General features: G+C 38.4%; 13 protein-coding genes. 9 read left to right on the top strand and 4 right to left on the bottom strand.

Annotated elements, in window-relative coordinates:
• Nucleotides 1-132 precede the first annotated feature (132 nt).
• Together QUF49_RS11980 and QUF49_RS11975 are read left to right on the top strand one after the other, a co-directional pair.
• On the top strand, nucleotides 133-378 hold the full coding sequence (locus tag QUF49_RS11980) for a YkuS family protein (RefSeq protein ID WP_289495848.1): 246 nt from the start codon (nucleotides 133-135) through the stop codon (nucleotides 376-378).
• Nucleotides 379-496: 118 nt separating this feature from the next.
• Nucleotides 497-1,819, top strand: coding sequence for a hemolysin family protein (locus QUF49_RS11975; protein WP_289495847.1), 1,323 nt, complete (start codon nucleotides 497-499; stop codon nucleotides 1,817-1,819).
• An 8-nt stretch (nucleotides 1,820-1,827) separates the two neighbouring features.
• Here QUF49_RS11975 and QUF49_RS11970 read toward each other — a convergent pair whose 3' ends face one another.
• The gene (locus QUF49_RS11970; RefSeq protein WP_289495846.1) at nucleotides 1,828-2,031 is read right to left on the bottom strand and encodes a ChaB family protein; all 204 of its coding nucleotides are present in this window, start codon (nucleotides 2,029-2,031) and stop codon (nucleotides 1,828-1,830) included.
• A 252-nt stretch (nucleotides 2,032-2,283) separates the two neighbouring features.
• Here QUF49_RS11970 and QUF49_RS11965 point away from each other — a divergent pair, with 252 nt between their 5' ends.
• Nucleotides 2,284-2,832 carry a peroxiredoxin gene (locus QUF49_RS11965; protein WP_289495845.1) on the top strand — a complete coding sequence of 183 codons (549 nt, stop codon included), beginning with the start codon at nucleotides 2,284-2,286 and terminating at the stop codon, nucleotides 2,830-2,832.
• A gap of 181 nt (nucleotides 2,833-3,013) precedes the next feature.
• Entirely contained in the window at nucleotides 3,014-3,679 is a 666-nt protein-coding gene (locus QUF49_RS11960; protein WP_289495844.1) for a potassium channel family protein, read from the top strand.
• Nucleotides 3,680-3,723: 44 nt separating this feature from the next.
• On the opposite strand, the gene rnjA is transcribed toward QUF49_RS11960, so the two are convergent.
• Complete coding sequence (gene rnjA / locus QUF49_RS11955) at nucleotides 3,724-5,394, bottom strand: ribonuclease J1 (RefSeq protein WP_289495843.1); 1,671 nt, start codon at nucleotides 5,392-5,394, stop codon at nucleotides 3,724-3,726.
• A 3-nt stretch (nucleotides 5,395-5,397) separates the two neighbouring features.
• Nucleotides 5,398-5,607, bottom strand: coding sequence for a DNA-dependent RNA polymerase subunit epsilon (locus QUF49_RS11950; RefSeq protein WP_289495842.1), 210 nt, complete (start codon nucleotides 5,605-5,607; stop codon nucleotides 5,398-5,400).
• Between the two features lie 384 nt (nucleotides 5,608-5,991).
• Here QUF49_RS11950 and QUF49_RS11945 point away from each other — a divergent pair, with 384 nt between their 5' ends.
• The gene (locus QUF49_RS11945; RefSeq protein WP_289497645.1) at nucleotides 5,992-6,900 is read left to right on the top strand and encodes a DMT family transporter; all 909 of its coding nucleotides are present in this window, start codon (nucleotides 5,992-5,994) and stop codon (nucleotides 6,898-6,900) included.
• A gap of 75 nt (nucleotides 6,901-6,975) precedes the next feature.
• Nucleotides 6,976-8,409 (top strand): carbon starvation CstA family protein, encoded by a 1,434-nt coding sequence (locus QUF49_RS11940; protein WP_289495841.1) that lies wholly within the window; start codon nucleotides 6,976-6,978, stop codon nucleotides 8,407-8,409.
• 452 nt (nucleotides 8,410-8,861) lie between these two features.
• On the opposite strand, the gene def is transcribed toward QUF49_RS11940, so the two are convergent.
• Complete coding sequence (def, locus tag QUF49_RS11935) at nucleotides 8,862-9,413, bottom strand: peptide deformylase (RefSeq protein ID WP_289495840.1); 552 nt, start codon at nucleotides 9,411-9,413, stop codon at nucleotides 8,862-8,864.
• A 586-nt stretch (nucleotides 9,414-9,999) separates the two neighbouring features.
• On the opposite strand from def, the gene pdhA reads away from it, so the two are divergent.
• From pdhA to QUF49_RS11920, 3 genes are all read left to right on the top strand, one after another.
• Nucleotides 10,000-11,082, top strand: a complete 1,083-nt coding sequence (gene pdhA / locus QUF49_RS11930) for a pyruvate dehydrogenase (acetyl-transferring) E1 component subunit alpha (protein ID WP_289495839.1) — start codon at nucleotides 10,000-10,002, stop codon at nucleotides 11,080-11,082.
• 1 nt (nucleotide 11,083) lies between these two features.
• Nucleotides 11,084-12,061 carry an alpha-ketoacid dehydrogenase subunit beta gene (locus QUF49_RS11925; RefSeq protein ID WP_289495838.1) on the top strand — a complete coding sequence of 326 codons (978 nt, stop codon included), beginning with the start codon at nucleotides 11,084-11,086 and terminating at the stop codon, nucleotides 12,059-12,061.
• 105 nt (nucleotides 12,062-12,166) lie between these two features.
• Nucleotides 12,167-13,495, top strand: a complete 1,329-nt coding sequence (locus QUF49_RS11920) for a dihydrolipoamide acetyltransferase family protein (RefSeq protein ID WP_289495837.1) — start codon at nucleotides 12,167-12,169, stop codon at nucleotides 13,493-13,495.
• Nucleotides 13,496-13,498: the final 3 nt, after the last annotated feature.

Here is a 13,498-nt window from a genome sequence, read left to right as displayed (position 1 = left end):
GCCAATCCAAAAGTTTTGGTGTCGGCACACACTCTTTAAACGGCATTCGTACGTTAGAGGAATCACATGATGCGTTCGTTACATATTACCTCTCAGAGTTGGAAACATTAACAAAGGTAAGGAGGTGGGAATATGGCTAGAATTGGTGTTGAACAATCATTAACAAATGTTTCTGAGGCTTTAAGAGCTGCAGGACATGATGTAGTGGAACTTCGTCAGGAACAAGATGCAAATGGCTGTGATTGCTGTGTAATTTCCGGTCAGGATGAGAATGTTATGGGCATGCAAAACGCGGTGACTCAAGGCTCTGTCTTGAACGCTCATGGCATGTCAGCAGATGAAATTTGTCAGGCTGTTGAAAGCAGATTACAATCATAGCATTCCCGGGGACAGCCATGCTGCCCCTTATTTCTGTTTAACGCACGTTTTAACAGGGAAATAGTTGACCAACCAATCATATAAAAAATAAAGTTAGCTGCAGATGGGGGAGGTTCATATGCCAATCTTAAATGTCCTTATGATCATATTATTAATCATATTAACCGCTTTTTTCGTGGTTACTGAATTTGCTATTGTTAAAGTGCGTAAAACGAGAATCGACCACTTAGCATCTGAAGGGAATGGTAAAGCCATCGCCGCTCAAAAAGTTCTCGGTAATCTTGATGGCTATTTATCAGCTTGTCAGTTAGGAATTACGATTACAGCTCTAGGACTAGGTTGGCTGGGAGAACCAACCGTTGAGATTTTTCTAAGACCTTTATTTGAAAATGCCGGGTTAAATGAAGGCCTTACGCATACACTCTCTTTTTCAATTGCCTTTTTCATTATTACTTTCCTACATGTGGTTCTAGGAGAATTAGCACCTAAAACTGTAGCGATTCAAAAAGCGGAAATGGTCTCATTGGCTACAGCAAAACCGATTATCGTGTTTTATAAGGTCATGTATCCTTTCATCTTCTTACTAAATGGATCAGCAAATATGCTGACACGAGTCTTTGGTATTAGTCCTGCAAGTGAACATGAAGTGGTACATACAGAAGAAGAACTTCGTCTAATCCTTTCAGAAAGCTTACAAGGGGGCGAGATTAATCAATCTGAGTATCGTTATGTAAATAGAATCTTTGAATTTGATGATCGAATAGCAAAAGAAATTATGATACCAAGAACTGAAATGGTTTGTTTATTTTTAGAAAACTCGTGTGAAGAGAATATGGCGATCATGCGTGAAGAGAAATTTACGAGGTACCCAGTCGGAAACGAGGATAAGGATCATATTGTTGGACTAGTAAATATAAAAGAATTCTTTAATGAACATTTCAGCAGAGAAAATTTCGAACTGAAAGAATATATCAGGCCAATCATAACCGTCCATGAAACCATTCCTATTCAAAAACTATTGGTTAAAATGCAAAAAGACCAAACACATATGGCAGTTCTTGTAGATGAGTATGGAGGAACTGCAGGAATTGTTACCGTTGAGGACATATTAGAAGAAATCGTTGGGGAGATCAGAGACGAGTTCGATGTAGATGAAGAGCCAGAAATCCAGCAGATTAATAACGATCAAACCGTTGTTGATGGAAAAGTGTTAATCTCACAAATAAACGAACTATTTGCGCTTGATATCGATAACTCTGAAATTGATACGATCGGAGGTTGGGTTTTAACAAGGTCGATTGATCTTGAGACCAATCATTCATTCAACTATGAGAGCTACCGCTTTACCATTTTAGAATTAGATGGAAGGCAGATAAAAAAAATTGGCATTGAAAAGCTTTCAGATGAAAATAAAACAACTTTTCAAAACAAAGACTCCTGATTACTAAGTCAGGAGTCTTTACTTTTCCACGTACCATCTTCAGTTTTTTTGTATTTGTGTTTAACAGCACTCCACGCTACTTTATGAGCTGTTTCTTCTTCTTTATATTCTTTAAGTGCAGAATTGAATGCTTCTTTATAAATTTCTTGTCCATGGTGGGGGAGGTTATCTTTTACCCCATCAGGCAGTTCTCTTATTGAATCATATGGCAATGTTATCCCTCCTTTGACTATATGATTTCCCAAGCAATCCTCAATTCAAACTACTTTATTGAGAATGTAATTATCTATAACGAGCGGATTATTTCACTTTTTTAGTTTAACTTGCTATGATTAAGGAGAAATTAAAAAGTGGGAACAGAAATCCTTATTTAAATTAATTATTACTTAATATTGACTAAAAATAAGGGTTGTACTATAATTACCCATGTAAATAAAACAGATTTTTTGGAGGGATTTTCACCTATGGCAGAACGTATGGTAGCAAAACAGGCACCTCGATTTGAAATGGATGCAGTATTACCAAATAAAGAATTTGGAAAAGTAAGTCTTCAAGAAAACATGAAGAACGATAAATGGACAGTTCTTTATTTCTACCCAATGGACTTCACTTTCGTATGTCCAACTGAGATCACTTCTCTTAGCGACCGTTTTGACGAGTTTGAAGACCTTGATGCTGAAGTAATCGGTGTTTCAACTGATACTATTCACACTCACAAAGCATGGATTAACACTCCTCGTGACATGAACGGACTTGGAGAGTTAAATTACGCACTAGCTGCTGATACTAACCACTCTGTAGCACGTGACTATGGTGTTCTAATCGAAGAAGAAGGTATTGCTCTTCGTGGGTTATTCATCATCTCTCCTGAAGGTGAATTAATGTACTCTGTAGTAAACCACAACAACATCGGCCGTGATGTTGAGGAAACGTTACGTGTTCTTCAAGCGCTTCAAACTGGCGGACTTTGCCCAGCTAACTGGAAGCCTGGACAAAAAACTCTTGAAGTTTAATAACTAATTTTGATTGAAATAACCCAAGACATAGCTCTTGGGTTATTTTTGCAATATAAAAGAAGATGAGTGGATAACGTGTTTTTTTCGTTTTTATACATATGATGCAATAAGATAAGATAATGAATAATTGAATATGTGGTAAAATAAGGCTATGACACTGGGATTGGAGTGAGTATGTTTGAAGAAGCAGTTTGCAGTTATCGGTCTGGGGCGTTTTGGAGGCAGTATGTGTAAAGCATTGTCTGATCAAGGAATGGAAGTATTAGCGATAGATATTGATGAAGATCGAGTGAATGAGTTTTCTAATATTGTGACACATGCTGTAATTGCTGACTCAACAGATGAAGGTGTGTTAAAAAGTTTAGGTATACGGAACTTTCAGCATGTTGTAGTGGCCATTGGAGATAATCTCCAATCCAGTATACTCACAACGCTCATATTAAAAGAAATGGGTGTTGGTAAAATAACGGTTAAAGCACAGAATGATTATCATGAAAAAGTGTTAAGGAAAATAGGAGCAGATAAGATTATTCACCCTGAACGCGATATGGGTGTACGAATTGCTCACCAAATCGTATCCAATAACGTTCTGGATTACTTAGAATTATCCGATGAACATAGTATAGTAGAGCTTGTAGCAACTCAAAAATTGAATGGGAAATCTCTGATCGAGCTTGATATCCGTGCACGATTTGGCTGTAACGTTGTTGCAGTTAAACGGGGGAAAGATATCTTTGTATCACCACAAGCTGATCAATCGATCCGTCAGGGAGATGTGCTTATTGTAATTGGCAAGGACAAAGATATAAATCGGTTAGAAAAGCAAATGGCAAACGAAGAATAAAAAACCGTTACCCTCAAAAAGGGGAACGGTTTTTATTATGTTTATTAAATTTCCATAATAATAGGAAGAATCATTGGACGCCTTTTTGTCTTTTCATACAAAAACGGTGCTAATGTGTCTGTTATTTCGTTTTTGATTTCCGACCACTGAGTTGTTCGTTTTTCATTCATGATCGTTTCAAGGTGCTTACTTAGTAAACTTTGTGCGTCATGTATCAGATCTCCTGATTCTCGCATATAAACAAATCCTCTGGAGATGATATCAGGTCCTGCTTCAATTTTAAATTCCTTCATGTCCATGCTTACAACGACAACGACAAGTCCCTCTTCTGAGAGGATTTTACGGTCTCTAAGAACGATGTTTCCAATATCGCCAATTCCGCTGCCATCAACATAAACAGATCCAGAAGGGATTTTACCTGCAACCATCGCTTCATTTTGGGATAAAGCAAGTACTTCACCATTGTCCATTACAAAAGAATTTTGCGAAGGAACATCACAATCAGATGCAAGTTTCGTATGCATCTTAAGCATTCTATACTCACCGTGGATCGGCATAAAGAACTTTGGCTTCATTAGACGAAGCATAAGCTTTTGTTCCTGCTGACCGCCATGTCCTGAAGTATGAATATCGTTTAAAGATCCATGAATAACTTCTGCACCTGCACGATATAACTGGTTAATCGTTTTACTTACACTGAGTGCGTTTCCTGGGATCGGTGAAGATGAAAAGACAACAGTATCACCAGGAATGATTTGAATCTGACGGTGTGTGCCATTTGCAATTCTAGATAGAGCTGCCATTGGCTCACCCTGGCTCCCTGTACATAAAATTGTAACTTGATTATCAGGAAGACGGTTAATTTGGTTTGCATCCACAAACGTATTCTTAGGTGCCTTAATAAATCCAAGTTCTTGTCCTACCGTGATTGCAGAATCCATGCTTCGGCCAAAAACTGCTATTTTACGGTTGTTAGCGACTGATGCTTCAACAACCTGCTGCAATCTATGAATGTTTGATGCGAAGGTAGCAAAGATAACTCTGCCTTCCATTTTCCTGAAGATATCTTGAATACTTTCTCCGACACGTCTCTCAGATAAAGTAAATCCAGGAACTTCACTGTTTGTTGAGTCAGAAAGCAAGCATAGAACGCCTTCTTTTCCGATCTCAGCCATCTTCGTTAAGTTTGCTGGTTCACCAACAGGTGTGAAGTCAAACTTAAAGTCACCTGTATGTACAATGTTACCTGGAGGTGTTTTCACAACTAGGCCGTATGAGTCTGGAATGCTGTGAGTGGTTCTGAAAAAGCTTACAGAAGTTTTTCTGAACTTAATCACATCTTCTTCTGTGATTTCATGTAATTGCGCACGACGCAGCAAACCGTGTTCTTCAAGTTTGTTCTTAATTAACGCTAGTGCAAGTTTACCGCCATAAATCGGAATGTTAACTTGTCTTAACAGATAAGGAATACCGCCAATATGATCTTCATGACCATGAGTGATGAATAAACCTTTAATTTTTTCTTCGTTTTTTACAAGGTACGTATAATCAGGAATTACGTAATCAATTCCCAAAAGCTCATCTTCAGGGAATTTGATACCTGCATCAATTAAAATGATTTCATCTTGAAATTGAACGGCATACGTATTTTTACCGATTTCTCCTAAACCGCCAAGAGCAAAAACAGCGGCTTGATGATTTTTTACAAATTTCATAAATTATACATTCTCCAATTCCAATGAGTTCGTTTCTTTTTCATACTCTAGAAATTTACCGTTAATTTCTTGTATGAACTCAATGTTGTATTTGCGGTCAGCTAGTTTTAGACGTACATCATTAATCGTTTCAGCTTCTACATATACTGTTTGTGTATGTTCGCGTACAGGAACCTCTGTTAAGCTAGTTTGAAAAAATACTTTATAAATCATCTTTCATGTCTCCTTACCGGTCTGTAGTTTTTGAGTTTCTTTGTCCTATTATAAAGGAAAGTGACATGTTTTTCATGTTTTTTCATAAAGGTTCATGTTAAAACACGTAATAATAGAAAAATAATTACTATTAAGTGTACATTGTTATCCATTATAATGACTGTAGTCTAAAGAAAATTTAACTTAGTTAATAATCAGTTTTCCATTATTATTTTGCTGTTTGACCCATTTTCTTAATTTCTTTAAAAAACGCATTCTCATTTTCATTTATTGCCCTCCGTCACTTTTTTTATTACATAGTATGTGTAAGTTGAAAGAGATTTTGAGAGGGAAATTGTTACATTTTATTTAAAGGGGTTTTTATATAAAGGGGGAGTCGAAGTGATGAAACTTTATTCAGCACTTTTCGTTTTAAGTTTAATCTGGGGAATGTCCTTTTTGTTCATAAAGGTTCTGCTTAGTGTGTTTGAACCTTGGCAGATTGTTTTTATTCGATGTTTGCTAGGAATTATTACCATTCTACCTTTGTTTCTTTTAAGTAAACAAACCGTAAACTGGGGTTCTATTCCTGTAAAAAAGCTTGCCTTTGTAGGCGTATTGAATGCAGGAATTCCTTGGGGTTTAATCGCTTGGAGTGAAACTTTTCTTGATAGTGGATATACAGCCATTCTAAATGCTACAACTCCAATTTGGACAACGATGATGGGAGTTTTTTTCTTTTCGATAAAATTACAATGGAGACAATGGATAGGGGTTATGATAGGTTTCGTGGGAATTCTATTTTTAATGGATATTGATGCACCAGGACTTGCGAAGAACCAGCTTATATTAGGGATAGTCTTAATGCTAATAGCTACAAGCTGCTATGGCTACAGCTCACAATTTGCCAAGAAGCATTTACAAGGGACGACAGTTTGGATAACAGCCTCTACGACTCTTTTAGCTGGACTTTTATTAAGTACAATAATGATGGGGTTCACTGGTGGATGGCATATGCCTGATCATGTGTTCGATCAAAAGGTTGTACTCTCCTTTATAGGTTTAGGTGTTTTCGGATCAGGCCTAGCATATCTTTTGTATTATTACATGATCTCAGCTGGTTCAGCAGAGTTCGCCACTCTTGTGACGTATCTAGTTCCTGTATCAGCGGTGATATGGGGAAGTGTGTTATTGGATGAGAAGATACATCCTATCGCTTTTTTAGGATTGATATTGATTTTTACAGGAGTTTATTTAACTGGAAAGAAAAAACGAATCAAAGCTATTTCAATCAAACATGACCAATCCGCGTGAACACTCAGTTTAAAATTGAGTGTTTTTTCTTTTTCGTGTAGAATGTAAGCGTATACAACAAGGGAGGGGATCAACATGATTACATTTTTATTATCCATCGTTTTATTAATTGTCGGTTATTTTACGTATGGAAAGTATGTTGAGAAAGTATTTGGGATTAAGCAAAACAGGAAAACCCCAGCATATGCACAAAAAGATGGTATTGATTATGTGCCTATGGGGACGAAAACAAATTCCCTCGTTCAACTATTAAACATTGCAGGTGTGGGTCCAATCTTCGGACCGATTATGGGAGCACTATATGGACCTGTTGCCTTTCTATGGATTGTATTAGGAGCCATATTCGCAGGTGCTGTTCACGATTATTTAACAGGAATGATATCGATTCGTAATCGAGGGGCGCATTTACCCCAGCTAGCTGGTAAGTTTTTAGGGAAAGCGATGAAGCATGTTGTAAACGGGTTTACGCTCTTACTTTTGTTATTAGTAGGTACCGTTTTCGTCAGTGCTCCAGCAGCACTTATTCATGATTTAATAGGAAACTGGATGAGTTTAAGTGTGATCATTGGTCTTATTTTCGTTTATTATATTTTAGCAACGCTTCTGCCGGTAGATAAGATTATAGGTCGCGTGTACCCTATCTTTGGGGCATTGCTTGTAATCAGTGCAGTCGGTATTGGTGGAGGACTAATTCTCACGGGAGCACCTATCCCAGAAATCTCATTAGAAAATATGCATCCTGATAATGTACCGATTTTTCCTTTATTATTCTTAACCATTTCTTGTGGTGCACTTTCTGGGTTTCATGCTACACAGTCACCGATTATTTCCCGCACGACTAAAAATGAAAAAGAAGGCAGAAAAATCTTTTATGGCATGATGATTGCAGAAGCTGTAATCGCTATGATCTGGGCAGCTGCAGCTATGAGCTTGTTCAATGGGAAATCACTTGCCGCAATCATTGCACAAGGCGGACCTGCAGCCGTTGTAAGTGAAGTGTCCGTTACAATGCTAGGAGCAGTTGGTGGTACACTTGCTGTGATTGGAGTAATTATTTTACCTATTACTTCAGGTGATACTTCATTTAGAAGCGCAAGAATGATTTTAGCTGATTATTTTAATATCAGCCAAAAGAAACTAGCGCCAAGACTTTGGATTGCAATACCTATGTTTGTAATTTCTTTTCTACTAACTAAAATTGATTTTACACTTTTGTGGCGTTATTTTTCTTGGGCAAACCAATCAACAGCTATGCTTGCTTTATGGGTAGGAGCTATGTATTTAAAGAGATCGAATAAAAACCACTGGATCGCAACGCTTCCGGCCATTTTTATGACGATGGTAACGGTAACCTACATTTGTAATGCGCCTATCGGATTAGGATTATCAACAATGATTTCCTATTCAATTGCAGGAGTTACGACCGTGTTTGTAACGATGTTATTTATTCGAAGTAAAACGAATGAACAAGACGCATTGCTCGTTGATGATGACCGTGATGCAGCTTAAATAAACAGAGGGATGACTCAAGGCAGAGTCATTCCTCTTTCTTTTTGTAAAAACCAACGTAATACCTTAAAAATTCCCGGGTTAAGACTAAAGCATTATGGATTTTATAGCTGGTTTGCCGCTGCTGACATGCTTAGAAGACCTTTTAATACCGAAACTGCCTATATTTTAATGTGGTGACTGAAAATCGCCTAGGGAGCGATTGTGCGTGGAACTGAAGCTCAACTTCGCGAAAACTGCATTCAACTGAGCGTAAATGAAAGGAAGTTGCGCGAACGTGTGAAAAATAAATGAACACGTACCGTAACCACACTATCTACATTAAAAAATGCAACTTTCTTTTCTAAACCTTACGATAATATGTATAGACCCGTTTTGTTAGTGAACGTAAAAATAACTCACAAAGGCTTTTTTTGAGCCCTTATGAGTTATCTTCTGGTAATTCTATTCAGCTATCTGAACACTACTGAGTTTGCTGGTGGTTCAAATGGCTGTTTTTCGTTGATGCGATCGTAGAACATGATGCCGTCCAAATGATCAAGCTCATGCTGAAAGCAAATTCCGGGCAGACCCTTTAGCTTAAGTTCCACTTCTGAACCATCTGGTGTAAATCCTTTTACGGTTACTTTTGCATAACGAGGGACAAGCCCTGGAACCTCTCGATCAACAGATAGACAACCTTCACCACCGTCTAAATAAGTCATCTGGACCGAGTGGCTAATAATTTTGGGGTTTAATAATGCATAGCTGTATAACTTTCCATTTTCATCAGTAACGTGGAAAGCGAAAATACGTTTTGTAATGCCAATTTGAGGTGCTGCTATTCCAATTCCTGGTCTTAAATTGTATTTACTTGCAATTTCAGGATCTTGACTGTTTTTTACAAACTCGAGTAGCTGGTTAGCTATTTTAATATCTTCTTCTGAAAAAGGGACAGGTACCTCAGCTGCTTTTTCTCGTAAAGCAGGATGACCTTCTCTTACAATATCTTTCATGGTTAACACAAGCATAACCTCCGTGCCATTAAACTTTTTATCTAATTACAATTTCCTCTTATCATAACATAGAGGTTTTTTAATAAAAAAGAACGGAAATACAAAATTCTTTTGTGACTTGGACTTCTGCCAAATTTGAGAATAAACAAAATCAATATTAAGCAACATTAATAAACACGTTGAAATATCGATATGCCCTATGAAACAGGAACTAATACAGTGGTTATTTTGTAGTGAAACAGTTTAATGAAATTCAGTTAGTATCTTAAAATGAAAAACACTTAAAGTTGTATTAACTATATGCAACCTATGGATTGACTGTGTTTGAAGGGTGGTGTAAACTAATTTACGTGAAAAGGATTGTTGTGTTACTCTAGTTACATAAAATAGTAATACAGTTAGGGTGCCGCAAGATGGTTTAGCTCTTGAATACAAGGGAAAACTTCAGGTGGGTACACAAAGGCATACCTAAAAGCCTTTTAAAAATATAAACCTGTCTTAAAAATGTATCACTTTGGGCAACCTGTTAAATATGTGCATGTTTTTAAGATAAGGGAAAATTGACAGGGTAAAAGAAAGGAAGAGGTGACTTTTCATGACGAAAACAATTGATGCTGTTCAAGATCAATTTGAAACGTTCCAGATTCTTTCTGAAGACGGAGAAGTTGTTAACGAATCGGCGATGCCGAAATTGTCTGATGAAGATCTGCAAGAATTAATGCGTCGCATGGTTTACACACGTATTTGGGATCAGCGTGCAATCTCTTTAAACAGACAAGGACGTCTTGGTTTCTATGCACCAGTAGCTGGACAAGAAGCTTCGATGCTTGGTACTCACTTTGCATTAGACAAAGAAGATTGGATTCTTCCAGGATACCGTGATATCCCACAAATGGTTTTCCACGGTTTCCCATTATCTCAAGCGTTCTTATGGTCTCGTGGACACTACCAAGGTGGACAGATTCCTGAAGGCGTTAACGTATTAATGCCTCAAATTATCATCGGTGCTCAAATTATCCAAGCTGCTGGTGTTGGTTTCGGTCTTAAGAAACAAGGCAAGAAAAACGTATGTATCACATACACAGGTGACGGTGGAGCATCACAAGGTGACTTCTATGAAGGACTTAACTTTGCAGGTGCTTATCGTGCTAATGCAATTTTCGTTGTTCAAAACAACCGTTTTGCTATCTCTGTTCCTGTTGAGAAGCAATCTGCAGCAAAAACAATCGCTCAAAAAGCGGTTGCAGCTGGTATTGAAGGTATTCAAGTTGACGGAATGGATGTTCTTGCCGTGTATGCAGCGACTCAACAAGCTCGTGAGCGTGCAATTTCTGGTGAAGGTCCTACCTTAATTGAAACTCTTACTTATCGTTATGGACCACATACGATGGCAGGGGACGACCCTACTCGCTACCGTACAAAAGATCTTGATAACGAATGGGAAAAGAAAGATCCACTAGTTCGTTTCCGTAAGTTCTTGGAAAAGAAAAACCTTTGGTCTGAAGAGCAAGAAAATAAAGTAGTTGAAGAAGCGAAAGAAGATATTAAAGCTGCCATCAAGAAAGCAGACGGAGCTCCTAAGCAAAAGGTTAGTGACCTAATCGGGTTCATGTTTGAAGACCTTCCGTTCAACCTTCGTGAGCAGTTAGAAGAATACACAGCAAAGGAGTCGAAATAATATGGCTCAAATGACTATGATTCAAGCAATTACAGACGCTATGCGTAATGAATTAAAGAACAATGAACAAGTTCTTGTTTTCGGTGAAGACGTAGGTCAAAACGGCGGAGTTTTCCGTGCTACTGAAGGACTTCAAAAAGAATTTGGAGAAGAGCGCGTTTTTGATACTCCGCTAGCTGAGTCTGGAATTGGGGGACTTGCAATAGGTCTTGGGCTTACAGGTTTCCGTCCAGTAATGGAGATTCAGTTCTTTGGATTCGTTTTTGAAGTATTTGATTCAGTTGCTGCACAAATGGCTCGTATGAGATACCGTTCAGGCGGAGTTTACACTTCTCCTGTAACAATTCGTTCACCATTTGGTGGTGGCGTTAAAACACCTGAGCTTCATGCAGACAGCCTTGAAGGCTTGATGTATCAAACTCCTGGTATCAAGGTTGTTATTCCTTCAACTCCTTATGATGCAAAAGGACTTTTAATCTCTGCTATCCGTGATAATGATCCGGTAGTTTATCTAGAGCATATGAAATTGTATCGTTCTTTCCGTGGTGAAGTGCCAGAGGAAGAATACACGATCGAACTTGGTAAAGCAGATGTGAAGCGTGAAGGTAAAGATGTATCTATCATTACTTACGGTGCTATGGTTCACGCATCACTAAAAGCTGCTGAAGAATTAGAAAAAGAAGGTATTTCTGCTGAAGTTATTGACCTTCGTACGATCAGCCCGCTTGATATTGAAACAATCATGGCTTCTGTTGAAAAAACAGGACGAGCTATCGTGGTACAAGAAGCACAGAAACAAGCTGGTATTGGTGCGTTCGTTGTTGCTGAAATTAACGATCGTGCAATCCTTCACTTAGAAGCACCTGTACTTCGTGTAACAGCACCAGATACAGTGTTCCCGTATGCTTCTGCAGAAGATGTTTGGATCCCAGATCATCGTGATATTGTAGAAAAAGCAAAGAAGGTCTACAATTTCTAAAAAAAATGAATGTTAGCTGAAAGAGAAGTCTGTAATAGACTATTTCTTTCAGCTCTTTCACATAAGTGACGAATAAAGATTGTTATAAAATAGGAGGCGTTAGTCGTGGCATATGAATTTAAGCTTCCCGATATTGGTGAAGGAATTCACGAAGGTGAAATCGTAAAGTGGTTTGTTAAAGCAGGGGACGCAGTTAAAGAAGACGATATTCTGCTTGAAGTACAAAACGATAAGGCTGTAGTTGAAATTCCATCTCCTGTAGACGGTAAAATCCTTGAATTAAAAGTAGATGAAGGAACAGTATCTGTTGTTGGTGATGTTCTAGTAACGATCGAGGCAGAAGGTGAGATTCCTGCTGATGCTCATGGCGGAGGCGACGAAGCTCCGGAACAGCCTAAAGCTGAAGAAGAGAAGAATGTGACTGCTGATCAAGCGAAAGAAGCTGATCAATCAGAAGCTAAAACAGATAAAACGGAAGTTACATCTAAAGAAGAACCAGCAGACGAATCTAAACGTGTAATCGCAATGCCTTCTGTTCGTAAATATGCTCGTGAAAAAGAAGTAGATATCCGTAAAGTACAAGGTTCTGGAGATAACGGACGTGTATTAAAAGAAGATATTGACAAGTTTGTAAGCGGCGGTGGAGAAGCGGCGGCAGAAGCACCAAAAGCTGGCGAAGAAGCACCTAAAGCGGAAGCGAAGAAAGAAGCTCCAAAAGCAATTCCAGCTGGAGAAATGGAAACGCGTGAAAAGATCAAAGGAATTAGAAAAGCGATCTCTAAAGCGATGGTTAACTCCAAACATACAGCTCCACATGTTACACTAATGGATGAAGTGGACGTTACTGATCTTGTTGCACACCGTAAGAAGTTCAAGCAAGTTGCTGCTGATAAAGGCATCAAGCTTACTTATCTTCCATACGTGGTAAAAGCATTAACTTCTGCACTTCGTGAGTACCCAGTGCTTAATGCATCAATTGATGATGCTAACGAAGAAATCGTGTACAAGCACTATTACAACATCGGAATCGCAGCAGATACAGATAACGGTTTAATGGTACCAGTTGTAAAAGATGCTGATCGTAAATCCATCTTCAAAATCTCTGCTGAAATCAATGAGCTAGCTACTAAAGCACGTGATGGCAAGCTTTCTGGTGAAGAGATGAAAGGCGGATCTTGTACGATTACAAATATCGGTTCTGCAGGCGGTCAATGGTTCACACCAGTAATCAACCACCCAGAAGTAGCGATCTTAGGTATCGGCCGTATTGCTGAAAAAGCAGTTGTTAAAGATGGAGAAGTAGTAGTAGCTCCTGTTTTAGCGCTATCTCTTAGCTTTGACCACCGTCTAATCGATGGTGCAACAGCTCAAAATGCATTGAATCACATTAAGCGTTTATTGAACGATCCACAACTATTAGTAATGGAGGCGTAATTC

Source organism: Fictibacillus sp. b24, assembly GCF_030348825.1.
Taxonomy (GTDB): Bacteria; Bacillota; Bacilli; order Bacillales; family Fictibacillaceae; genus Fictibacillus.
This window is presented reverse-complemented; position numbering and strand designations above follow the sequence as displayed.

Excerpts from the sequence above, each read along its gene's own strand:
- rnjA (WP_289495843.1), bottom strand. The coding sequence starts at position 5,394 with ATGAAATTTGTAAAAAATCATCAAGCCGCTGTTTTTGCTCTTGGCGGT.
- QUF49_RS11950 (WP_289495842.1), bottom strand. The coding sequence starts at position 5,607 with ATGATTTATAAAGTATTTTTTCAAACTAGCTTAACAGAGGTTCCTGTA.
- QUF49_RS11940 (WP_289495841.1), top strand. The coding sequence starts at position 6,976 with ATGATTACATTTTTATTATCCATCGTTTTATTAATTGTCGGTTATTTT.
- QUF49_RS11945 (WP_289497645.1), top strand. The coding sequence starts at position 5,992 with ATGAAACTTTATTCAGCACTTTTCGTTTTAAGTTTAATCTGGGGAATG.
- pdhA (WP_289495839.1), top strand. The coding sequence starts at position 10,000 with ATGACGAAAACAATTGATGCTGTTCAAGATCAATTTGAAACGTTCCAG.
- QUF49_RS11965 (WP_289495845.1), top strand. The coding sequence starts at position 2,284 with ATGGCAGAACGTATGGTAGCAAAACAGGCACCTCGATTTGAAATGGAT.
- QUF49_RS11980 (WP_289495848.1), top strand. The coding sequence starts at position 133 with ATGGCTAGAATTGGTGTTGAACAATCATTAACAAATGTTTCTGAGGCT.
- QUF49_RS11975 (WP_289495847.1), top strand. The coding sequence starts at position 497 with ATGCCAATCTTAAATGTCCTTATGATCATATTATTAATCATATTAACC.
- QUF49_RS11925 (WP_289495838.1), top strand. The coding sequence starts at position 11,084 with ATGGCTCAAATGACTATGATTCAAGCAATTACAGACGCTATGCGTAAT.